The 19,881-nt window shown below is 70.7% G+C and carries 23 protein-coding genes; 6 read left to right on the forward strand and 17 right to left on the reverse strand.

The features are described 5' to 3' along the window. Positions 1–103 precede the first annotated feature (103 nt). Both ABIC70_RS12805 and ABIC70_RS12810 read right to left on the reverse strand, forming a co-directional pair. Complete coding sequence (locus ABIC70_RS12805; RefSeq protein ID WP_043381050.1) at positions 104–1,465, reverse strand: MFS transporter; 1,362 nt, start codon at positions 1,463–1,465, stop codon at positions 104–106. Further along, entirely contained in the window at positions 1,462–2,223 is a 762-nt protein-coding gene (locus ABIC70_RS12810) for a PRC-barrel domain-containing protein (RefSeq protein WP_043381048.1), read from the reverse strand. The genes ABIC70_RS12805 and ABIC70_RS12810 overlap by 4 nt, the downstream gene beginning before the upstream one ends. 340 nt (positions 2,224–2,563) lie before the next feature. Between ABIC70_RS12810 and ABIC70_RS12815 the strand changes: the two genes are divergently transcribed. Then, positions 2,564–2,971 carry a hypothetical protein gene (locus ABIC70_RS12815; RefSeq protein ID WP_043356959.1) on the forward strand — a complete coding sequence of 136 codons (408 nt, stop codon included), beginning with the start codon at positions 2,564–2,566 and terminating at the stop codon, positions 2,969–2,971. 61 nt (positions 2,972–3,032) lie between these two features. Here ABIC70_RS12815 and ABIC70_RS12820 read toward each other — a convergent pair whose 3' ends face one another. From ABIC70_RS12820 to ABIC70_RS12830, 3 genes are all read right to left on the reverse strand, one after another. Continuing rightward, positions 3,033–3,434 carry a PRC-barrel domain-containing protein gene (locus ABIC70_RS12820; RefSeq protein WP_179697061.1) on the reverse strand — a complete coding sequence of 134 codons (402 nt, stop codon included), beginning with the start codon at positions 3,432–3,434 and terminating at the stop codon, positions 3,033–3,035. Between the two features lie 116 nt (positions 3,435–3,550). Next, positions 3,551–4,036 carry a DUF2721 domain-containing protein gene (locus ABIC70_RS12825; protein ID WP_043356961.1) on the reverse strand — a complete coding sequence of 162 codons (486 nt, stop codon included), beginning with the start codon at positions 4,034–4,036 and terminating at the stop codon, positions 3,551–3,553. A 49-nt stretch (positions 4,037–4,085) separates the two neighbouring features. After that, positions 4,086–4,208 (reverse strand): hypothetical protein, encoded by a 123-nt coding sequence (locus ABIC70_RS12830; RefSeq protein WP_257787383.1) that lies wholly within the window; start codon positions 4,206–4,208, stop codon positions 4,086–4,088. A 243-nt stretch (positions 4,209–4,451) separates the two neighbouring features. Between ABIC70_RS12830 and ABIC70_RS12835 the strand changes: the two genes are divergently transcribed. Further along, positions 4,452–4,811, forward strand: coding sequence for an SWIB/MDM2 domain-containing protein (locus tag ABIC70_RS12835; protein WP_043356955.1), 360 nt, complete (start codon positions 4,452–4,454; stop codon positions 4,809–4,811). A gap of 298 nt (positions 4,812–5,109) precedes the next feature. On the opposite strand, the gene ABIC70_RS12840 is transcribed toward ABIC70_RS12835, so the two are convergent. The 5 genes from ABIC70_RS12840 to ABIC70_RS12860 all read right to left on the reverse strand — a co-directional run bounded on the left by ABIC70_RS12840 (position 5,110) and on the right by ABIC70_RS12860 (position 10,987). Further along, the gene (locus tag ABIC70_RS12840; protein WP_354439825.1) at positions 5,110–5,907 is read right to left on the reverse strand and encodes an SDR family NAD(P)-dependent oxidoreductase; all 798 of its coding nucleotides are present in this window, start codon (positions 5,905–5,907) and stop codon (positions 5,110–5,112) included. Positions 5,908–5,975: 68 nt separating this feature from the next. Continuing rightward, the gene (locus tag ABIC70_RS12845) at positions 5,976–7,403 is read right to left on the reverse strand and encodes an MFS transporter (RefSeq protein WP_075380738.1); all 1,428 of its coding nucleotides are present in this window, start codon (positions 7,401–7,403) and stop codon (positions 5,976–5,978) included. A gap of 309 nt (positions 7,404–7,712) precedes the next feature. Continuing rightward, the gene (locus ABIC70_RS12850; RefSeq protein WP_354439826.1) at positions 7,713–9,059 is read right to left on the reverse strand and encodes an ATP-binding response regulator; all 1,347 of its coding nucleotides are present in this window, start codon (positions 9,057–9,059) and stop codon (positions 7,713–7,715) included. Next, the gene (locus ABIC70_RS12855) at positions 9,056–10,258 is read right to left on the reverse strand and encodes an FIST signal transduction protein (RefSeq protein ID WP_418287715.1); all 1,203 of its coding nucleotides are present in this window, start codon (positions 10,256–10,258) and stop codon (positions 9,056–9,058) included. Before ABIC70_RS12855 ends, ABIC70_RS12850 begins: the two co-directional genes overlap by 4 nt. A 165-nt stretch (positions 10,259–10,423) precedes the next feature. Next, on the reverse strand, positions 10,424–10,987 hold the full coding sequence (locus ABIC70_RS12860) for a c-type cytochrome, methanol metabolism-related (RefSeq protein WP_043358028.1): 564 nt from the start codon (positions 10,985–10,987) through the stop codon (positions 10,424–10,426). A gap of 267 nt (positions 10,988–11,254) precedes the next feature. Here ABIC70_RS12860 and ABIC70_RS12865 point away from each other — a divergent pair, with 267 nt between their 5' ends. Together ABIC70_RS12865 and ABIC70_RS12870 are read left to right on the forward strand one after the other, a co-directional pair. Beyond that, positions 11,255–11,920, forward strand: a complete 666-nt coding sequence (locus ABIC70_RS12865) for a transglutaminase-like cysteine peptidase (RefSeq protein ID WP_420845316.1) — start codon at positions 11,255–11,257, stop codon at positions 11,918–11,920. 103 nt (positions 11,921–12,023) lie between these two features. Beyond that, on the forward strand, positions 12,024–12,350 hold the full coding sequence (locus ABIC70_RS12870) for a hypothetical protein (protein WP_075380736.1): 327 nt from the start codon (positions 12,024–12,026) through the stop codon (positions 12,348–12,350). A gap of 101 nt (positions 12,351–12,451) precedes the next feature. Here the strand turns inward: ABIC70_RS12870 and ABIC70_RS12875 are convergent, their stop codons facing one another. The 4 genes from ABIC70_RS12875 to ABIC70_RS12890 are packed head-to-tail and all read right to left on the reverse strand — an operon-like array spanning position 12,452 to position 15,214. After that, positions 12,452–12,934, reverse strand: coding sequence for an arsenate-mycothiol transferase ArsC (locus tag ABIC70_RS12875; RefSeq protein WP_043387536.1), 483 nt, complete (start codon positions 12,932–12,934; stop codon positions 12,452–12,454). Positions 12,935–12,957: 23 nt separating this feature from the next. Continuing rightward, positions 12,958–13,440 (reverse strand): UPF0262 family protein, encoded by a 483-nt coding sequence (locus ABIC70_RS12880; RefSeq protein ID WP_043387537.1) that lies wholly within the window; start codon positions 13,438–13,440, stop codon positions 12,958–12,960. A gap of 10 nt (positions 13,441–13,450) precedes the next feature. Continuing rightward, complete coding sequence (gene hisD, locus ABIC70_RS12885) at positions 13,451–14,746, reverse strand: histidinol dehydrogenase (protein ID WP_354439827.1); 1,296 nt, start codon at positions 14,744–14,746, stop codon at positions 13,451–13,453. A gap of 21 nt (positions 14,747–14,767) precedes the next feature. Next, a complete protein-coding gene (locus ABIC70_RS12890; RefSeq protein WP_043351500.1) occupies positions 14,768–15,214 on the reverse strand; it encodes a DUF2948 family protein in 447 nt (148 codons plus the stop codon). 197 nt (positions 15,215–15,411) lie between these two features. On the opposite strand from ABIC70_RS12890, the gene ABIC70_RS12895 reads away from it, so the two are divergent. After that, on the forward strand, positions 15,412–15,804 hold the full coding sequence (locus ABIC70_RS12895; RefSeq protein WP_053610815.1) for a hypothetical protein: 393 nt from the start codon (positions 15,412–15,414) through the stop codon (positions 15,802–15,804). Here the strand turns inward: ABIC70_RS12895 and ABIC70_RS12900 are convergent. From ABIC70_RS12900 to ABIC70_RS12910, 3 genes are all read right to left on the reverse strand, one after another. Continuing rightward, positions 15,777–16,169: an alpha/beta hydrolase family protein gene (locus ABIC70_RS12900; protein ID WP_354439828.1), complete on the reverse strand. Its 393-nt coding sequence runs from the start codon at positions 16,167–16,169 to the stop codon at positions 15,777–15,779. The two genes, ABIC70_RS12895 and ABIC70_RS12900, sit on opposite strands and share 28 nt — an antisense overlap. A gap of 279 nt (positions 16,170–16,448) precedes the next feature. Then, positions 16,449–17,738 (reverse strand): UDP-N-acetylglucosamine 1-carboxyvinyltransferase, encoded by a 1,290-nt coding sequence (gene murA / locus ABIC70_RS12905; RefSeq protein ID WP_043357121.1) that lies wholly within the window; start codon positions 17,736–17,738, stop codon positions 16,449–16,451. Positions 17,739–17,824: 86 nt separating this feature from the next. Continuing rightward, on the reverse strand, positions 17,825–18,016 hold the full coding sequence (locus ABIC70_RS12910; RefSeq protein WP_043357123.1) for a hypothetical protein: 192 nt from the start codon (positions 18,014–18,016) through the stop codon (positions 17,825–17,827). 315 nt (positions 18,017–18,331) lie between these two features. On the opposite strand from ABIC70_RS12910, the gene hemA reads away from it, so the two are divergent. Beyond that, entirely contained in the window at positions 18,332–19,627 is a 1,296-nt protein-coding gene (hemA, locus tag ABIC70_RS12915; protein ID WP_043357125.1) for a 5-aminolevulinate synthase, read from the forward strand. Positions 19,628–19,881: the final 254 nt, after the last annotated feature.

Consider the following 19,881-nt stretch of genomic DNA (forward strand, 5'->3'; position numbering starts at 1 on the left):
ATATGTTTCACCGGCCCGCACCTTCCGTGCGCTTTTATCCGCAGAACCTGAACGTCGCTTGAGCGGCGCGGAAACACCCTTGCGAATCCGATGCCGCGGCCGGTCAGGCCGTGTGCTCCGTCGGACGCGTCTCCGGCATGATCAGCGCCACCAGCATGAAAGCCGCGAACCCCACGATCGCGAGCCCCAGGAAGGCGCTGTGGCTGCCGAGATGGTCGGCCATGATGCCGGCAAGCGAGGTCGAGAGGGCGGCGCCGATGCCCATGGCCGTGCCGACCGCGCCGAGGGCGAGGTTGAAGCGGCCGGTGCCACGGGTGAGATCCGACACGATCAGCGGCACCATCACGCCCAGCACCGACGCCGAGATGCCGTCCAGCACCTGGATGGCGACGAGACCGTAGGGGTTGGTGGTGTAGGCGAGCAGCAGGCCCCGGACCGGCAGGGCGCCGAATCCGAACAGCAGCACCGGGTAGCGGCCGAAGCGCTCGGCGGCCCGGCCGACCGCAGGGGCGCTGACCGCCAGCACCGCCTGCGGGACCATGATGCAGGCGGCGACCAGCGCGGTGGCGGTCTCGCTCGCCCGCAGGGTCAGGACGCTGCCGACCAGGGGCAGCATCGCGGCGTTGGCGAGGAAGAACAGCACCATGCAGGCCGCGAAGCACAGGAGGCTCCGATTGGTCAGCAGGGCGCGGATGCTGTCCTTGCCGGTCGACGGCGCCGCCTGCGCCGTGGCCGGCTCCTTGAACACGTTGGAATCGATGTCTTGGGCGCGGATGCGCGCCAGCGCGATCACCGTCGGGATGCCGAGGGCGGCGGTGAGGTAGAAGACGGCGCCGTTCGACAGGTAATATCCGATGGCGCCCATCCCGGCCGCGCCGAGGGCGTTGCCGAGGGCCGCGAAGCTGGCATTGCGGCCGAGACGCTCGCCAGCGTGGGCACGCCCGACGAGTCCGATGCTGATCGCCGCGATGGCCGGTGTGAGCACGCAGCTCGCGGCCGAGTGCAGTGCCATTGCCAGGAGCACGATCAGGAAGCTCGGCCAGACCGCCAGCGCGAAGGCGCTGCCGGCGATCCCGATCACCGCCACGGCAGCGGCGAAGCGCTTCGAGCGCACGACGTCGACGAAGGCGCCGCCCGGGACCTGACCCAGCAGCGCCACGAGGCTCCCCACGGTCAGGGCGAACCCGATGTCGGATTGGGTCCATTTCGCCTGGGAGAAGTATACGGCCAGGAAAGGGCCGAACCCGGTCTGCAGGTTGGCCACGAAGAACGCGAAGGCATCTAGGCCGTAGCGGCTCGTTGCCGAGATCACGCGTCCCCCCTGTGCGGCAGGAACCGCCGACGCGCGCGCGGCCTCGCCCGCCGGATCCTTCAGGCGGCCCGGACGCGAGCGGATGTCCTGACGGGACAGCTCACGTTCGCGCGGAGTGGCGGCGGTTCGGGCCTTCGACCGGGCCACCGTCACTTATCCGGTGCCTTCTCCGGAGGGCGGGCGGGCGCGGTCGCGGCCGGCGCCGCCGCGCCCGAGGCCGCACTACCCGGAGCGGGCGAGGTCGGAGCCGCCGCGGCGGGGGCCGGTTGCGACGGTGCCGCCGAGCCCGGCGCCGGATTGGCCGGCGGCGTGGTCGCCTGCTCGCCCTCCGCCGCCGGCGCGGCGGGGCTGGCGGGCCCGAGAACCACGATCGGCTCCCCGGCCTTGTATTCCGGTGACACGCGGACTTGGTTGCGGGTCAGCGCGACCGAGAGCTTGCGCTCCTTGCCGCCGTCCGGCGTGAAGCGCAGGGCGCGCCAATCCACTGCGATCTTGCGGGTTCCGACCCCGAGGAAGCCGCCGAAATCGATGATGGCGGCCCTGGGATGGCCCTCCTTGTCGATGATGATGTCGATGACGCGCCCCAGTTCGTCGCCGCCGGCGCTGCGCACGCTGCGACCGAGCAGGCTCTCGTAATCCTGCGTGTCGAGGACCGTGGCCGGTGTTCCCTGCTGCTGCGTCTGGGTCGTGGAAGGCGGCGAAGTCCCGGCGGCCGGCGGTGCGGCCGGCGCCGCCGCGGGCGGAGAAGTCGGCGGTGTCGGAGTTGGCGCCGGAGCCGGCGCGGGAGCCGGAGTCGCGGACGGAGGCGTGGCCGGTGCGTGCGGCGCTGCCTGCCCGGCCGCACCCTCGCTGCCGCTCACCTGCGCCGCAGCCCCCGACGCCCAGAGGGCGAGCGTCACGGCCGCGATCATCCGGTTGGTTCTGAACACGCTTCGTCCTCTGAGGAAGGGCCGGGCTGCACCGGCGCGCCGGCGCGTCCACGACCGTATCGGCCGGTTCCGGGTCCGCCGCCGGCTGGACCCCGCCTGCGGATGGCGTCATGCCGCAGGACCTGGGCGAAGTTATGGACCGCAGCGGCCAGACAGCAAGACGCGAACCGCGCGCTTCGGCGGTCTGCCACAAAGGATACGGCGATGATGACCGGGGGCGCGACGGCACTGTCTGGTTTTCGCCGCATCCCCGGCGTAGACAACCGCTCATAAGCCCATGCGAGCCGCGGACGGCACCGCGGCCACTGTCGAGGACCACACGATGTCGACCCTCCCCACGTCGAGATGCGCCGCAGCGCGCGGCCTTGCGCTCGGCGCTGCCCTGGCCGGCCTCGTGGCTGGCTGCCAGGCGCTCGGTGGCGGCGGCGGCGTGATGCCCGCGACAGAGGTCGGCCTGCCGCCCTCGCTGCGCGGATCTCTGCCGAACCGCGAGCCGCGCAATGCTGCGGTCGATGCCGATGGTCAGCCGCTCCAGACCGCTCCGACGAAGCAGCTGGCGATCCCGAAGACCGCAGGCGGGGCGACCCGCACCGCCGATAGCGGGGAGCGCCGGATCCGGCGCGAGGATCTCGACGGCGGCAATGCGGCGGTCGGTGGCAGTGGCAGCAGCGGCGCAATGGGTCCGATGCTGTCGCCCGGCGGCAGCGTCGGCCTCGGCGGGAAATTCTGAGCCGTCAGGCCGAGACCGCCGCGCCCGCTCAGGAGGGGCGCGCGTACGGGCCGTCGAAGGCCTAGATCCGGGCGCGATAGCTCGGATCGGCGACTTCGTCTTCGCCGGCGCCGGAGCTCGATGCGCCTGCGAGGACCGCCGGATCGATGTCGATCACGTAGCCGCCGAATTCGGTGCTGTAGGTCAGAGCCTTCCAGGGAAGCGGGTGGTGGGTCTCACCCAATCCGAGAAATCCCCCGAAGGCCAGCACCACGTAGGCGACCTGTCCGGAAACCTTGTCCACCATGAAATTGTGGACGGCGCCCAGGTGGCGGCCGCTGCTGTCGTACACGGCGGTGCCTTCGACCTTGTTCGACGCGATCAGCCGGGGGCTCTCGTCGATGGCGATGCCCTCGCCGGCGGGATCAAGCTCCAGGGTGCCGGGCTTTCTCAAGGCGCGTTCGTTGGGCAGGTCCGTCGGCATGATGTCTCCCGATCCATGAGCGGGATCGTGCCCGCGTGGCGGTCCCTGGCTCACTAAGCGCGTGGGCCGGGACGGGTTCCGCCTCCTGAGCCGGTGGCCGGGCGAGCGCCGGCCTCTCAGAGGTCGGGTGGTATCCCGGCGCTCCTCCGCCGCTGATTGATCCGGTCTCGGACCGATCGGCTGGCCAGCAGCATCTCGAACCCGAAGGCCACGAGGGCGCACAGGGTGCAGAGGATCGCCGCGCCGAACAGACCGAACAGCAATGTCGTGACCGTGCTGTCGCGCATGGCTCCGACGAACAGGGTCAGCACCGATCCGCAGGTCGCCACGCCGCCCAGCGCGGCCAGGAACACGGCGGCATCCAGGGCCAGGGAGCGCCGGTGCAGCCGATCCAGGCGCCGTCCGAGGAGGATGCGCTCCGCATCGCCGGCGCCCGCGAGGAGCCCGGAGACGTGGTCGGCCTGATCGGCCACGCGCGCGAGCCGCGCGCCGAAGACGTTGAGCAGCGTCGCGATGCCCGACAGCAGGAACACGGGGCTCAGCGCCACCTGGACGACGTGAGCGGTGCTTTCCGGGCTGGCGAGGGTGATCGGATCGGTCATGCGGTCGGGCTGATGCACCCGGTGGACGGGCGCTGCAATCCCGGCGCGTTCAGACCAAGCCGCGGCCCGGCGCGATGCCGGGCGCGGAAGGCTCGGCCCGCACCAGGAGCCCGAGACTCGTGACCAGTCCGGTGGCGAGCAGGAGCGCGAGGGTGAGGGTCGGGGCAAACATGCCTGTACTTCACGTGCAGGATTGTTAAAGGCAGGTTTCACGCCCGGCGGTCGGCCGAATAATCTTGGCGGCGGCGTCCATCCGGCGATCCCGCAGGGGATTTCTGCGCCTGCCTTGTGGATGAGGCGTTTCCAAAGGCAATTTCCCCTTGGAACGGCGGCGGCACCGCTTAGTTGCTGCTATGCTGGCTCGGCCGTGGGGCGATCATGCCCCGGCCTGCGGCCCGAGAACCGGAGGATGTTGATGGCCACAAAGACCGAGAAGGCTGCGCCCAAGGCGGCCAAGACCACCAAGACTGCGGAGAAGGCCGCCCCGGCCAAGGCTGCGAAGCCCGCCGCCGAGAAGTCGGCCGGCGCCAAGCCGAACGCTCTGCAGCAGCCGCTGAAGCCGTCGGCCGAGCTCGGCGCCATCGTCGGGACCAGCCCGCTGCCGCGCGGCGAGGTGGTCAGCAAGGTTTGGGACTACATCAAGAAGAACAACCTTCAGAACCCGCAGAACAAGCGTGAGATCCTCGCCGACGACAAGCTCAAGAAGGTCTTCGGTAAGGACAAGTGCACGATGTTCGAGATGAACAAGCATCTCGCTGCGCACCTGAAGGCCTGATCGCGCCCTAGAGCCAAGTCCGGCATTCTCTCCGGGCCGACGGCTCTAGGAGCCCTGCGGCGTTCCCCGTCGTACGGGAAGACCGGCCGTGTGGCTTGGTATGACGCGGACGCGAGTCCGGCATCCAGAGCCGCCGGTCCGATCCCTCGTGGCGAACGCACCGCCTGAACCCGAGGCGCCCGACGTATCGCCAGCGCGGGCTTGTCGATGCGCCGCCGCGCGGATTTTGCCGTCCCAGACCCGCACGGTTCGAGCCCCGCTTCGGCGGTGGCCGGCGTTGCCCCCACCGATCCCGCCTTCAAGCGATGCCTTGCAGAACCCCTCCGTCGACCCTCAGGGCGGCGCCGGTGGTGGCGCTCGCGGCCGGGCTGCAGAGATAGGCGACGAGATTGGCCACCTCGTCCACCCGCGCCAGCCGCTGGATCAGCGACGAGGGGCGATGCTCCGCGACGAATTTCTGGCCCATGGCCTCGAGGTCGGTATCGGCTGCGCCTCCGGCCATCTGCCGCATGAAGTCCGCGACACCCTCCGAGAGGGTCGGGCCGGGCAGGACACTGTTAACCGTCACGCCGCTGCCGGCCACCGTCTGCGCCAGACCGCGGGAAATCGCGAGCTGCGCCGTCTTGGTCATTCCATAGTGGACCATCTCGGTCGGCGTGTTGATGCCCGACTCGCTGGAGATGAAGATCACCCGTCCCCAGCCCCGCTTTGCCATGCCGGGCGTGTAGGCCCGCGACAGGCGCACGCCGCTCATCACGTTGACGTCGAAGAAGCGCTGCCAGTCGGCATCCGGGATCTCGAAGAACGGCTTCGGCTCGAAGATCCCGGTGTTGTTGACCAGAATGTCGACCGCCGGGACAGCCTTGACCAGGGCTGAAACGCCCTCACTGGTGGCGACATCGCCCGGTGCCGCAAAGGCGCGGCCGGCCCGCGTCTCGCCCCGCAGCTTCGCGAGGGCGGCCTCGACCCGCTCGGGCGTGCGACCGTTGATGCCGACCTCCGCACCGAGGTCGCAGAGTTCCTTGGCGATGGCGTAGCCGATGCCGCCGGTCGACCCGGTGACCAGGGCCTTCCGGCCGGTGAGATCGAGATCCATGGGGCGCTCCAGCACGGGACACACCCCATCAACGCAAGCCGGCGTCCCGGGTGGCATACGCGATCCGGTTAGCCGCTCCGACTCCGCCGCAGGACGCTGGCGCAGCCGCCGATCACCGAGAGCGCCACCGCGCAGGAGAGCGACAGGGTTACCGCCCGCTCGGCCCCGAGACCGTGGGTCAGGCCGAAGATCACCGCCACCAGAGCTGCGCCGAGCGACTGGCCGGTGAGCCGCGCCGTCGACTGCATCCCGCTCGCCCCCCCAGCCCGTTCGCGCGGCGCCGACGTGACGATCACCTTGTTGTTGGGGGACTGGAACAGGCCGAAGCCGAGACCGCACAGGGTCAGCCGCCAGACGATATCGAGGGTCGTCGGAGCGGCCGGCAGGATCGTAACGCAGACCAGACCGACGGCCATCATGGCCAGGCCGATCCCGCCCAGGATCCCGGGCGGATACCGGTCCGCAAGGCGGCCGGAGATCGGCGCCATCGCGGCGACCGCGATCGGCCAGGGGGTGAGCAGGAAGCCGGTCTGCGTGCTGGAGAGGTGCAGCACGTCCTGGAAATAGAAGGGCAGCGCCACGTAGGAGACCATCTGGGCGCAGAACGAGGCGACGGAGGTCGCCATCGACAGGGCGAAGGCGGGGATCCGCAGCAGGTCCACGGGCAGGAGCGGCGCGGCCAGCCGGATCTGGTGCCGGACGAACACCGCGCCGACCGCGATCGCGGCCGCGAGTTCGAGGACGGCGATGCCCCGGGCCTCCGGATCGCCAAGCCCGTCGATGCCGATGATCAGCAGGCCGAAGGTCAGGGCGTTGAGGACGGCACTCACGAGATCGAAGGGGCGGCCGCTCGCCGGCGTCGCCGGCAGGGTCCGGGACGCCACCGCCAGGGCCAGCAGGCCCACGGGGATGTTGACGAGGAACAGCCAGGGCCAGGTCGCCACCGACAGGATCGCGGCCGCCACGGTCGGGCCGGCGGCCGAGGCCACCGCCACCACGAGCGCGACGTTGGCGACCCCCTGGCCGATCATCCGGTGGGGGTAGATGAAACGGACGAAGCCGATGTTCACGCTCATGATCGCCGCGGCGCCGAGCCCCTGGACGATCCGGGCGGCGATCAGCAGCGGCAGGCTTGGCGCCAGCGCGCAGGCCAGCGAGGCGGCCACGAAGACGGCCAGACCCGGCAGGTAGACGCGTCGGAAGCCGAAGATGTCGCCCAGCGCCGCGAACGGCAGGAGGGTGGCCGTGACGGCGATCTGGTAGGCGTTGACCACGAAGATCGCGTCGGCCGGCCTGACCGCCAGATCCTTGGCCATGACGGGCAGCGCCACGTTGACGATGGCGCCGTCGAGGACCGCCATGGTCATGGCCAGCGCGATCGCCGCCATGGCGAGGACGCGCTCGCGGGGCGGCAGGCCATCGTGCGAAGGCCCCTGCGGGTGCCTCTGCGGGTGTCCGTGACGGCCGCCGGCTGGACCGAGCGGGACCTGCGCCATTCCTGCGCGCTCCTGCGGCGTCCCGGCGGGTCCGTGACGTCGATGGCTGGGAAAATCCGGACGCAGGACGCGCCGCGGACGCTGTTCCCTGTCGCGCAGGCGGCACGGCACGTCGAGGGGCGTCGTGTGTCCTATGTCACGGCACGGGCAGGTTTGTTCGCGTCGGACGGGTGCCGCGTCGGGGGCTCGTGCTCCGCCGCGGGGCGACCCATCCCTTGTCCGGCCGGGGATCGGCTTTCCCGAAGGTCCGCCTGTCCGCAGGCAGCGCGAGGCGTGCCGCCGGTCGAAGCGCGGACCGCCGCAGGCCGCTCAGGCGAGCATGTAGGTGAGCAGGGAGCGGAGCTGCGCCGGCTTGATCGGCTTGTGCACGAGTTCCGCCCCGGCGGCCGTGACCCGGTCCTCGACGGCCTCGGAATGGTCGGCGGTGGTGACGATGACCGGGACCGGATCGGCGTGCGCGGCCCGGAGGTAGTTGGCCACGTCGAGGCCGCAGGCGCCGTCGTCGAGATGGTAGTCGAGCACCAGGATGTCCGGCCGCGGGGCGCCGGCCTCTACGGCGGCCCGCACCCCCGCGAGGTCGCGGAAGGTCGAGACCCGGGCATCCCAGTTCTGAAGGAGGCGGGCGAGGGCGTCGGACGTGGATGGGTCGTTCTCCACGACGAGCACGTGCGCGCCCGAGAGCCGGGTCGCCACCGGAGCGGGCGGGGCGACGGCCGCCGGGATCGTGCTCACGGGCAGCGTCAGGGCGACTCGGGTGCCGTGGCCGATCCGGGAGCGCAGCCGCAGGGGGTGGTCGAGGGCCTGGGCCATACGGCGGACGATCGACAGGCCGAGGCCGAGGCCCGGCTCCTCGCCGCTGCCGGTCCGGGCGCCGCCGCGGAAGAACTCGTCGAAGACGAGGTCGCATTCCTCCGCGGCGATGCCGCAGCCGGTATCGGTCACCTCGATCCGGATGCCGCCGGACCGCCGCCGGGCCGCGAGAACGATCCCGCCGACGCTTGTGTACCGGACCGCGTTGGAGACGAGGTTCTGGAGGATGCGCTGCAGGAGCATCACGTCGCTGGTGACGGTGACGTCGGGGCAGCGCAGCGACAGCCGCAGGCCCTTGCGCTCCGCGAACGGCTTGAAGCTCTCGGCCAGCTCCGCCAGCAGGTCGGGCAGGAACACCGGCTGGATCTGCGGCCGCACGATCCCGGCATCGAGCTTCGAGATGTCGAGCAGCGTCTTGATCAGATCCTCGATGGTCTGCAGGCCGCGATCCACCTGGCCCGCGATGATGCGCGCCTCCGGCGGCACGTCGAGATCGGCCAGTGCCGAAATCGACAGGCGGGCGGCGTTGACCGGCTGAAGCAGGTCGTGGCTCGCCGCGGCCAGGAACCGGGTCTTGGAGCGGTTGGCGGTCTCGGCCTCCTCCTTGGCGGCGGCCAGCGCCTCGTTGGAGCGCTCCAACCGGTGCATCAGCCCGGTCAGCTCCTCGGTGCGGGTGCGGACCCGGCCCTCCAGCATGATCGCGGTCTGGAACAGCGAATAGGCGCTGCCCCGCTGATCCATGGAGCGCTCGACATGGGACATCAGCGCGGCGTTGATGCGCTCGAGCTTCTCGATCCGCCGGTGCAGCGACGCGTCAGTCTCGAGACCGTTCGGATTCAGGGTCACGACGCGACGGGGGTGGCTTCCGCCCCCGGGGCACTGCCGGCGAGGGTCTTGCCGATGGCGATGCCCGTGAAGGTCTGGTTCAGGTGCATCGCCCTGTACTGCTCGCCGAAGGTCTCGAAGCCGACGACGTTGTAGCGGCGATAGAGGTCGGCAATGCCGTGGCGCACCTGCCGGCTCTCGGCGTCGAGCCGTCGCAGGACGCATTCGAAGCCGATGATCAGGTCGACGCCGCCGAGCACCGCGTCGAGGCGCGCCAGCTCGGCCCGCGTCGAGGCGACGATATCGCGCGGTTCGGCGAGGGTCAGCACAACGCCCTCGTCCACCGCACAGAAGAAGCTGAGCGACCCGTCCTCGTTCATCCGCCGGATCGAGCGGCAGAAATACTCGCCGCCGACCTTCACAGCCAGCGGGTAGGCGGCGAAGCTCATCGGCGACAAGCCCTCGGGGTCGAGGCCGATCGCCATCGCGTATTCCCGGGCTGCCGGCTCGGCGTTCAACTCGTGCACGGTCCGGCGCTCGCCATCGGAGGCCGTCACCACGAACTTGGTCTGGGTCGGCTCGAAATTGTCGCTCTTGAAGATCTCCACCGAGAAGTCGGTCTCCACGAGGACCAGGACCGCCGCCTTCCGGTGGATCTTCCCGCCGTGGAGCAGGACGGCGTCGCGGAAGCGCAGGTCGTCGCCGGCCGAGCCGCCGACGATCGGGATGCCGTCGAGCGCCCAGGCGATGGCCGAGACGACCGTCTCCTCGGCGTTGGCGAGCCCGTCGATCAGCGACAGGGCGAAGCGGTGGCCGGACGCGGCCATGTCGACCTCGCGGCACCGGTCCAGCGGGTCGAGGGTCCGGCGCAGCGCCCGGACCGCGGAGGCCGTCCGCTCCACGTCGAGGTGGTCGATGGCGTCGAGGACCGTCGAGACGATGCGGAAGCGCTCCGCCGGGAACGCGATGGCCACGAGGCCGCGGTCGAGGCCTCCGGCCGGGGCGATGCCTCCCGACATCGAGCAGCCCGCCACCGGGACGCCGGGGAACCAAGTTTCCAGCGCGCGGGCCAGGATCTCCGCGTCGTAATCCGCCGAGAAGAACACGACGATCTGTGACAGGGCCGAGCCCCCGACGGCCCGGGCGACCTCAGCGGCCGCGTCGGCGGCCCCGGCCGCATCGGTCCAGGCCGTCCAGATGCCGCAGAGATGGCGGCGCACTCCCGATCCTTGAGCCACGTTCCATCCCCTGCGACCCCCTCGGCAAGCTTGGCGCCTGCTCTTCAGCGTCTTGTGCAGAGTATGTCGTGCGCAACCGAGCGGTGCAACGGGGCGTGTCGCCCCCCGGGCAGGTTCAATCTCGGTCCGAGGCCCGGGAGGCGGCGTTCACTTCATGCAGGCGTCCTCGGCCTTCTCGAAGGCAGCGGGCTTGGGCTCGTGCTCCGGCGGTCTGTTGCGACCGAGCGCTCCGTCCGAACGGGCGCGGAGATACGTGAATATGTCCGGCAGGTAGCACATGACGTTCTTGTTATCGCCGAAGGCGGGCATGACCAGCTCCTGCGAGGCGTTCACGTCCTTCTTGCCGCCCACGACGATGCCGGCGAAGTGCGCGTAGTCCATGCCCTTGAGGGCATCGACAAGCGACGGTGCATAGGTCGAGCCCATCCCGTCGGGGCCGTGGCAGACGATGCAGTTGGAATTGTACCGCACGTAGCCGGACATGGTGTACCAGTCGACCTTCTTGCCGCCGTCCGTGACGTGGTAGGTCGGATCGCCGTTCTTGTCGGTGTACTGGCCGTCCTGGACCTTCGCCGGCTGCGTCGGTCCCTCGCTCTTCAGGTCGGTCGATGCCGCGCCGGCTGGGGCGGCGGATGTCGAAACGGCTCCGAGGGTTCCTGCTGCAAGTCCGGCCAGAATGAGCCCGGCGATCCTGTCTGCTGCGCGCCGCATAAGTCGTCCTCCTGCCGCCCACAGGCTTCTTCTCGGTGGAGCGACGCCGGGATAACGACGGATCTCGGCCACGAAAACCTTGGTGTGCCTTCACGTTTTCGCGCATCGCGGGGACATGCCGGCTCGGAACGACGACTGAACGATTATCCGCGTTGCGCACAGCATTAACCTTTTGTTAATCGGCGCATTGCCGCCGGCCCGCCGGCGTGAGAGCTTTCGTTAACGAGAGCTTAACGGTTGGGTCCGGCGATGCGGTTCGCGGTTTCCATGATGCAGAGACGGGTCGAGGCACCCGCAGCGCGTCGGCTGCCCCGGAGCCGCCGCGCCGCCGTCGCCGCCCTCGCGGTCTTCGGCATTGCGGGCCTCGCCACCGGTGTCCAGGCGCAGACGCTTGCGAGCCTGCCGACGGAAGCCGGTGCCCGAGTGCAGGGCGATGCCAAGCCGATCGCGGCCTGGACGACCTTCTGCCAGAACTACGCGGCCGAATGCGCGCTCGACCGGGGCGAGCCGGCCCGGATCAGCCTGACGCCCGCCACCTGGGCGACGATCGTGTCGGTGAACCGGCGGGTCAACAAGGCGGTCGAGCCGATGACCGATCAGGACCACCTGCACGTGGCCGACCGGTGGGATCTGGCCGAGGACGGCATCGGCGACTGCGAGGACTTCCAGCTGCTCAAGCGCCATCTGCTGGCCCAGGCCGGCCTGCCGCGGCGGGCGATGCGCATGACCGTGGTGATCGACGAGAAGGGCGAGGGCCACGCGGTGCTCACCCTGATCACCGACCGGGGCGACCTGGTGCTCGACAACAAGACCAACGCGATCCTGCCCTGGCACAAGACCGGCTACGTGTTCATCAAGCGCGAGAGCCAGGACGCCGTCGCCTGGGTCTCGCTCGGCGGCGTCACCTCCCCGGTCACCACCGCCAACCGCTGATCAAGGCCCACCTCCGGCAGTGGAACCCGCGCCGCGGGCACCACATCTTAACGGATTGATAACCCTGCGCCGCCACTCTGTCGGGTGACGGAGTGCCTGAACGATGCCGCGAGCCCGCCACGTGATGCCGGCCCCGCTCCTCGCGATCGTCCTCGTCGCCGCGGCCTGCGGCACCGCGCGGGCCGCGAGCGAGACCGAGCTCCGCCACGCTGCGTGGCGCGACTGCGTCAGCCGCAACTTCGGGATTCAAGCCGCGCTGACGGACCGGGATCTGGCCGTAGACGCTGCCTTCCGCGCCTGCCGCAGCGCCGAGGACGCCTATCTCGCGACGCTCGCAGACTCGCCGCTCCTCGACGGCGACGACGTCATTCGCGCCCGGCCGCTCGTCGCCGGCCGGATCCGGGCCTGGCTGGTGGGCGATCGCGGCTGACGCGGCGGACCCGCGGAGCCCCACGCGCGACAGTCCGCAGGCACGGCATCGGCGATCCGCCGCTCGGCGATGCGCGATCGTCAGGAAGAGACGCCGCCCGCCTACGCCTTCAGACGGGCCTTGATCCGCCGGGTGAGCCCGTCGCGGACCTCACGATAGGCCTCGAGACGCTGCTCCCGGGACGCGTCCTGCACCAGCGTGGGATCCGGAGTCGGCCAGTATTCGACATCGGCCGCGAGCGTGTGCGTCAGGGCCAGCGCCCGGTGATGGGCCTCCGGCGCCAGGGTGATGATTAGGTCGAAGTTCAGCCCCTCCCAATCCTCCAACTCCTCGATGGTGCGGGGGCGGTGTCGGCTGGCATCGATCCCGATCTCGTCGAGGGCCGCGATCATGAACGGATCGGTGGGCTCGCCGGACCGGACTCCGGCCGACTGCACATAGGTGGACTTGCCGAAATAGGCGCGCGCGATCGCTTCCGCCGCGACGGAGCGCACGGCGTTGTAATTGCACATGAACAGGACGGACTGCACCCGCCGCCTCTTCGGAGAGGCGTCGGGAGGAGGCTCTGGAACGGGCTCAGCCATCGCCGGTCGGCGCGGAGGGCGCCCTAGCCCTTCCAGTGCAGCGCGAAGATCAGGGTGAACAGGCGGCGGGCCGTGTCGTGGTCGAGGTCGACCTTGCCGTCGAGCCGCTGCTTGAGCGTCTCGGACGCCTCGTTGTGCAGGCCCCGCCGACCCATGTCGATCGCCTCGATCTGCGATGGCGAGGCGGTGCGGATCGCGTTGTAGTAGCTCTCGCAGATCATCTCGTAGTCGCGGATCACCCGACGGAATGGCGTCAGCGACAGGAGGTGCGTCATCACCGGCTCGCCCTCCACCGTGGTGATGGCGAAGGACAGCTTGTTCTCGACGAGGCCCAGCGTCAGGGCGTAGGGGCCCTCTCGGCCCGGGATCGCGAAGACATTGTCTTCCAGGATGTCGAAGAGCGCGATGGCCCGCTCGTGCTCCTGATCCGGGTTGCCGCGGGCGATGGACGCCTCGTCCAGGCTCACCTTCGCGAGGCGGTTCGGCCCGCGCTGCTTCTCCGCCATCCCCAAAACCTCACAGGTTCAACCGGATCGCGACGGAGCGGGCGTGCCCCTCCAGGCCCTCGGACCGGCCGAGGTTTATCGCCGCCGGGCCGAGCGCCCGCAAGCTCTCCGGCGTGCAGGCGAGGATCGTCGTCCGCTTCATGAAGTCGAGCACCCCGAGGCCGGAGGAGAAGCGGGCGGACCGGGCGGTGGGCAGGACGTGGTTCGGCCCACCGACATAGTCGCCGATCGCCTCCGGCGTGTGCGAGCCGAGGAAGATCGCTCCGGCATTGCGCACCTTGGCGGCGAGCGCCTCCGCATCCTGCGTCTCGATCTCCAGGTGCTCGGGGGCGAGGCGGTCGACGAGGGGGACGGCATCGTCGAAGGTCCGGACCCGGATGACGGCGCCGTAGTCGCGCCAGCTCGCCCGGGCGATCTCCTGACGGGGCAGGGTGGTGAGGGCGCGCTCGACGGCCGCCTCGACGGCGTCCGCCAGGTCTGCGCTGTCGGTAATCAGGATCGCCTGGGCGGCGACGTCGTGCTCGGCCTGCGCCAGCAGGTCGGCGGCGACCCAGTCCGGGTTGGCGTGGCCGTCGGCCAGGATCAGCACCTCGGAGGGGCCGGCGATCATGTCGATCCCGACCTGGCCGAAGACCCGGCGCTTGGCCGCGGCGACCCAGGCATTGCCGGGCCCGACGACCTTGGCGACGGGAGCAATGGTGGCGGTGCCGTAGGCGAGGGCGGCCACCGCCTGGGCCCCGCCCACCCGGTAGACCTCGTGGACGCCGGCGAGCTGCGCGGCGGCCAGGACCAGCGGATTGATCTGGCCGTCGGGGGTCGGCACGACCATGACGAGCCGCGGCACGCCGGCGACGCGGGCGGGGAGCGCGTTCATCAGCACCGAGGAGGGATAGCTCGCCGTCCCGCCCGGGACGTAGAGCCCCACCGATTCGAGCGCCGTCCAGCGCCAGCCGGCGGTGACGCCCAGCGCGTCCGTGGCGCGATGGTCCGTGGGCCGCTGCGCCCGATGGAAGCTCTCGATCCGCTCGGCGGCGAGGCGCAGGGCCTCGAGGGACTCCTGCGGACAGGCGGCGACCGCCGCGGCGATCTCCGCGTCGGTGACCCGCAGGTGCTCGGCGGAGAAATCGGTGCCGAGCCGGTCGAAGCGGCGCGTGAAGTCGACCAGGGCCGCGTCGCCGCGGGCGACGACGTCGGCGATGATGGCGCGGACCGCTTCGTCCACGTCCTCGGCGATCTCACGCTTCACCGTCAGGAGATGCGCGAAGGCGGTGGCGAAATTCGGATCGCTGCTGTCGAGCCGGACCATCGGAAAGCTCTCTGTCTCGCGTCAGGCCGCCGGGCCGGCGGTCGTGTCGGTGTCGATGTCGTGGCCGGGACGGGTGGCCGATTCCCAGACCGGGCCGAGATCCTTCATCCGGACCTCGATGCACTCGACCTCCAGCCGAAGGGCCGCACCGCCCGAGAAGACGAGATCGATGTGACCCGACGGCGCATCCGTCTGTTCGAAGGTCAGCGCGAGCAGGCTCATCGGCGTGGCGTCGCCCGGCTTCAGGCCGCGGCTCTTCACGCCCCGGACGCGCTCGATGTGCAGGCCGGCGAGGCGCCGCCGGGGCGGGGCGTCCGGTGTCCAGTCGAAGCGTCGCACCGCCATGAGGAAGCGCTGCTCACCGGCGAGATAGGTCAGATCCTCCGGCCGGAGGATCGCGTCCTGCAGGTGGGCTGAGATCACGGTCAAGTCCTCGATGTCGAGGGCGGCGAGCTTGAGCAGCTCCATGCAGAGGGTCCTCGGCGAACGCGGGGCGTGGGCCGGTCGGCGAGGGGCCCCGCGGCAGGGCGTAGGTAGCGGCGCAGCCCCGTTCGGGCAACGCCCGACCTGAGGATGCCGGGCGCGGACGGGGCACAGGCTCGACCCAGCGCCGTCGGCTAGAGGCGCGGCGGACGGATCGAAGCAGGGTCGAGGCAGGGTCGAGGATGGCCAAGTTCACGACGCACGCGACTCTGGCGGCGCTGGCACTGGGGATTCACGCGGCCGGTCCCGCGGCTGCGCAGGTCGGCCCCGACGCGCGGCCCTACATCTACGGCCGACCGGGGCCGGACCGGGACGTCTACGCCCCGCCGCCCCGAGATCGCCGGCCGCCACCGCCCGCCGACGATGGCTACGGCTGGCCTCCGCCCCCGCCGCCATTCGACGATGCGTCCGACCGGATCCGGCCTCAATGGCGCACCGGCCCGGGGCGGTCGTGGGATGACAGCGTCTGCGTGACCGCCCGCGGCACATGCCTGACGCGCCCGGCGCCGCCCAATGCGCCCTGCGGCTGCGACATACCCGGCTTCGGCTACAGGCGCGGGCAGATCGAGGATTGAGCATCCGCTGTCGCGCATGACCTGCGGGGCACGGCCCGCCTCGGCCGCCGCGTCCGGGGGCTCTCGGCGTGGCCGCCGAGATGCCGGGCCAGGATGGCCTCCGCCCGGGCATAGAGAGCGAGGCGGTTCTCGGGCCGCACGAAGCCGTGGCCCTCGTCCGGGAACAGCGGATCGTTCACCGTGAGGCGCTTCGCATCGAGGGCTGCGACCCTCTGGTCGGACTCGGCCTGCTTCACCCGGGGGGCGGTGGCGCTTTGCGCGATCAGGAGGGGCGCCCGGATCCCGCCGGCCCGGTGAACCGGCGAGCGCGCACGCATCAGGTCCAGCCCCGCCGCGGTGTCCGGATCGCCGATCGCCCGGATCACCTGCGCGCGGAACGCCTCCCCGTGAGGGGGCTCGTCTGGCTGACCCGGACGAGCCCGGCCGCGCCGCCCGGAATGGGCGTCAGGTCCCGGTTGGTCCCGGCGATCGACCGCACAGACGTGCCGGTTCTCGTCTCCGCCGCCGTCCTGCAGATCGAGCAGAGGCCGCCCGCCCTGGGCCCGGCCGTAGAACCGGATCCCGCGCCCCGGATCGGCGGTCAGGGTTCAGACGACATCGGCGGCCCGCCGACGTCCATCGACGTCCCGGACCGCAGGGGTCGCTCAGGCCCGGACGCGCTCGATCTGCGCGCCGCAGCGGCCGAGCTTGGCCTCAAGCGCCTCGAAGCCGCGGTCGAGATGGTAGACCCGGTTGATCTGGGTCTCGCCTTCGGCGGCGAGGCCCGCGATCACCAGGGACACCGAGGCGCGCAGGTCGGTGGCCATGACGGGTGCCCCCCTCAGCCGCTCCACGCCCTCGACGATGGCGAGGTCGCCCTCGAGGCGGATCTTCGCGCCGAGCCGGGCCAGTTCCTGCACGTGCATGAACCGGTTCTCGAAGATCGTCTCGCGGATATGCGACTGGCCCTTGGCCAGCGTCATCAGCGCCATGAACTGCGCCTGCAGATCCGTGGGGAAGCCCGGGAACGGGTCCGTGGTGACGTCGACCGCCGCGATGCCGGCGCCGTTGCGGCGCACGCGGATGCCGCCCTCGACCGGGGTGATCTCGGCGCCCGTGGTCGACAGGATGTCGAGGGCCGCGTGCAGCAGATCGGCCCGCGTATCCTTCAGGACGACGTCACCGCCGGCCATCGCGACCGCCATGGCGTAGGTGCCGGTCTCGATCCGGTCGGGCAGGACCGCGTGGCGGGCGCCGTTCAGACGGGCCACGCCTTCGATCTCGATATGGGGCGTGCCGGCGCCGCGGATCTTCGCGCCCATCTTGTTCAGGCACTCCGCGAGGTCGACGACCTCCGGCTCGCGGGCGGCGTTCTCGATCACCGTGGTCCCGTAGGCGAGCGCAGCCGCCATCAGCGCCACATGCGTGCCGCCGACCGTGACCTTGGGGAAGACGATCTCGGCGCCGCGCAGGCCGTTCTTCGTGCGGGCGACCACGTAGCCGGCGTCGATCTCGATCTCGGCCCCGAGCTTCTCCAAGGCCATGATCAGCAGGTCGACCGGCCGGGTGCCGATGGCGCAGCCGCCGGGCAGCGACACCTTGGCCTCGCCGAACCGGGCGAGCAGCGGCGCGATCACCCAGAAGCTCGCCCGCATGGTCGAGACGAGGTCGTAGGGCGCGGTGGTGTCGATGACGTTCGAGGCGGTGAGCCGGATGGTCTGGCCCGTCTCGGTGGTCTGACCGGGGCGCTTGCCGACCACCATGTGGTCGACGCCGTGGTTGCCCAGGATCCGCGTCAGCGCGGCGATGTCGGCGAGCCGCGGCACGTTGATCAATTCCAGCGTCTCGCCGGTGAGCAGGCTGGCGATCATCAGCGGCAGCGCCGCATTCTTGGCGCCCGAGATCGGGATCACGCCGTTGAGCGGCGCGCCGCCGGTGATGTGGATGCGGTCCATCGTGTGTCCTTGGGCGGCGCATCCCCGATGGCGCGCGGCCGGCCGTGCTGATCGCGGGCGCGGAAGCGCCCAGGCTTGGCCGTGCCCTATAGACCGGATTTGTCGGAATCAGGACCGTTGATCGCGGCCTCGGACGTGCAGGACCGGTCCGCGTCCGGAGCCGGTCTCGTTTCGGTCCGGCCCCGATCCTGCGCCTTGCGGCGCCGCAGGTTCTGCCGCAGGGCCGCCTTCAGGCGCTCCGTGCGCGCATCCTTCGCGTCCGTCTTCGCGTCCGTCATGGCGCGACCCTTGGTCGCCGCAAGCTCGGGACACGGACGTTCCGGTGGGAGGAGCCATCTGCGGGTTGAAACATGGGATTCGGAAGTGCGCCGGAGCCAAGTTCGGAGGGAAAGATCCTGACGGACGCTACCGGGTTCGTGCCGCCCTCTCAACGGATGCAACGCAGCGATGTCGGAACCTTACCTTGAACCAGTTCCAGATCCGCGCGTATCTTCCGGTCCTCACGCGAAGGACTGACCGAGGCCAGACCTCAGATCGCGGGACCCGGTGCTACAAGGCGCCGCCCGCGTGGCCGAATACGCGAAGGACGCTCGATGACCGTGACCCGGATGCCCAGCACGACGCTCGCCCCAACGGGATCGACGCGCGCCGGTTCCGGCTACGAGCGCTACTTCCGCGGCGCGCTGGATCAGCTGCACGGCGAGCGGCGCTACCGTGTCTTCGCCGATATCGAACGCATTTCCGGGCGGTTCCCGACGGCCAAGTGGCGTCAGCCCGACGGCAAGACGACCGAGATCACCGTGTGGTGCTCGAACGACTACCTCGGCATGGGCCAGCACAAGGAGGTGGTGGCCGCCATGACCGAGACCGCCGCCCGCTGCGGCGTGGGCGCGGGCGGCACCCGCAACATCGCCGGTAACAACTCGCCCCTCGTCGATCTCGAGCGCGAACTCGCCGACCTGCACGGCAAGGAGGCGGGTCTGGTCTTCACCTCGGGCTATGTGTCGAACCAGGCCGGCATCTCGACCATCGCCAAGCTGATTCCGGATTGCCTGATCCTGTCCGACGCCTTCAACCACAATTCGATGATCGAGGGCGTGCGCCATTCAGGCTGCGCGAAGAAGATCTTCCGCCACAACGATCTCCAGCATCTGGAGGAGCTGCTCCAGGAGGCCGGCGACCGGCCGAAGCTGATCGTCTTCGAGTCGGTCTACTCGATGGATGGCGACGTGGCGCCGATCAGCCGGATCTGCGACCTCGCCGACCGCTACGGCGCGATGACCTATCTGGACGAAGTCCACGCCGTCGGTCTCTACGGTCCGCGCGGCGGCGGCATCGCCGAGCGCGACGGGGTGATGCACCGGGTCGACGTGATCGAGGGGACGCTGGCCAAGGGGTTCGGCTGCGTCGGTGGCTACATCACCGCCTCGGCGGCGATCTGCGACGCCGTGCGCAGCTTCGCGCCGGGCTTCATCTTCACCACCGCGCTGCCGCCGGCCGTGGCGGCGGCGGCACGGGCGTCGGTGCGCTACCTCAAGCGTTCCAGCGCCGAGCGGGAGGCGCACCAGAGCCAGGCGGCGGCCACCAAGGCGGCCCTGGCCGCGGCGGGCCTGCCGATCCTGGAGACCGAGACCCATATCGTGCCGGTGATGGTCGGCGATGCCGAACTGTGCAAGGCCGCGGCCGACCACCTGCTGGAACACCACGGCATCTACATCCAGCCGATCAATTATCCGACCGTTCCGCGCGGCACCGAGCGCCTGCGGATCACGCCGTCGCCGTTCCACGACGCGGCGCATATCGAGCGCCTCGCCGCGGCCCTCAGCGAGACCTGGGAGGCGCTGGATCTGCCCCGGGCCGGCACGGTCTTCGTCGAGGCCGCCGAGTAGGGCCTCGGGTCTCCGTATCGACCGCCACGGCCTGGCCCCATCGAGGGGCCGTGGCCTCTATCACAGGGCGCGATCGGCTCACCCTTCCGGCTGAGGGAGGATAGGTTCCGGATCAGGCGTGCCGGTGACGCGCGCTCAGGTCGCGCCGCCTCCGGCTGACGCACGCCCCTCATCCCGTCCCTCTCGCCCGAGGGACGGGATGAGGGGCGACGACGATCCGTGGGACCCGGTCCGGGCCGCCGCGGGGGGGGGCC

Origin of the sequence: Methylobacterium sp. 1973, from assembly GCF_040545035.1 — a bacterium.
Lineage (GTDB): Bacteria > Pseudomonadota > Alphaproteobacteria > Rhizobiales > Beijerinckiaceae > Methylobacterium > Methylobacterium fujisawaense.

What these genes read in the sequence shown, in the direction of transcription:
- ABIC70_RS12830 (WP_257787383.1), bottom strand. Translation starts at nt 4,208, where the DNA reads ATGTTTGCCCCGACCCTCACCCTCGCGCTCCTGCTCGCCACCGGACTG.
- ABIC70_RS12890 (WP_043351500.1), bottom strand. Translation starts at nt 15,214, where the DNA reads ATGGAGCTGCTCAAGCTCGCCGCCCTCGACATCGAGGACTTGACCGTG.
- ABIC70_RS12865 (WP_420845316.1), top strand. Translation starts at nt 11,255, where the DNA reads ATGATGCAGAGACGGGTCGAGGCACCCGCAGCGCGTCGGCTGCCCCGG.
- ABIC70_RS12810 (WP_043381048.1), bottom strand. Translation starts at nt 2,223, where the DNA reads ATGATCGCGGCCGTGACGCTCGCCCTCTGGGCGTCGGGGGCTGCGGCG.
- ABIC70_RS12860 (WP_043358028.1), bottom strand. Translation starts at nt 10,987, where the DNA reads ATGCGGCGCGCAGCAGACAGGATCGCCGGGCTCATTCTGGCCGGACTT.
- ABIC70_RS12845 (WP_075380738.1), bottom strand. Translation starts at nt 7,403, where the DNA reads ATGGCGCAGGTCCCGCTCGGTCCAGCCGGCGGCCGTCACGGACACCCG.
- ABIC70_RS12870 (WP_075380736.1), top strand. Translation starts at nt 12,024, where the DNA reads ATGCCGCGAGCCCGCCACGTGATGCCGGCCCCGCTCCTCGCGATCGTC.
- ABIC70_RS12875 (WP_043387536.1), bottom strand. Translation starts at nt 12,934, where the DNA reads ATGGCTGAGCCCGTTCCAGAGCCTCCTCCCGACGCCTCTCCGAAGAGG.
- ABIC70_RS12910 (WP_043357123.1), bottom strand. Translation starts at nt 18,016, where the DNA reads ATGACGGACGCGAAGACGGACGCGAAGGATGCGCGCACGGAGCGCCTG.
- ABIC70_RS12825 (WP_043356961.1), bottom strand. Translation starts at nt 4,036, where the DNA reads ATGACCGATCCGATCACCCTCGCCAGCCCGGAAAGCACCGCTCACGTC.
- ABIC70_RS12895 (WP_053610815.1), top strand. Translation starts at nt 15,412, where the DNA reads ATGGCCAAGTTCACGACGCACGCGACTCTGGCGGCGCTGGCACTGGGG.
- hemA (WP_043357125.1), top strand. Translation starts at nt 18,332, where the DNA reads ATGACCGTGACCCGGATGCCCAGCACGACGCTCGCCCCAACGGGATCG.
- ABIC70_RS12820 (WP_179697061.1), bottom strand. Translation starts at nt 3,434, where the DNA reads ATGCCGACGGACCTGCCCAACGAACGCGCCTTGAGAAAGCCCGGCACC.
- ABIC70_RS12815 (WP_043356959.1), top strand. Translation starts at nt 2,564, where the DNA reads ATGTCGACCCTCCCCACGTCGAGATGCGCCGCAGCGCGCGGCCTTGCG.
- ABIC70_RS12880 (WP_043387537.1), bottom strand. Translation starts at nt 13,440, where the DNA reads ATGGCGGAGAAGCAGCGCGGGCCGAACCGCCTCGCGAAGGTGAGCCTG.
- murA (WP_043357121.1), bottom strand. Translation starts at nt 17,738, where the DNA reads ATGGACCGCATCCACATCACCGGCGGCGCGCCGCTCAACGGCGTGATC.
- ABIC70_RS12835 (WP_043356955.1), top strand. Translation starts at nt 4,452, where the DNA reads ATGGCCACAAAGACCGAGAAGGCTGCGCCCAAGGCGGCCAAGACCACC.
- hisD (WP_354439827.1), bottom strand. Translation starts at nt 14,746, where the DNA reads ATGGTCCGGCTCGACAGCAGCGATCCGAATTTCGCCACCGCCTTCGCG.
- ABIC70_RS12840 (WP_354439825.1), bottom strand. Translation starts at nt 5,907, where the DNA reads ATGGATCTCGATCTCACCGGCCGGAAGGCCCTGGTCACCGGGTCGACC.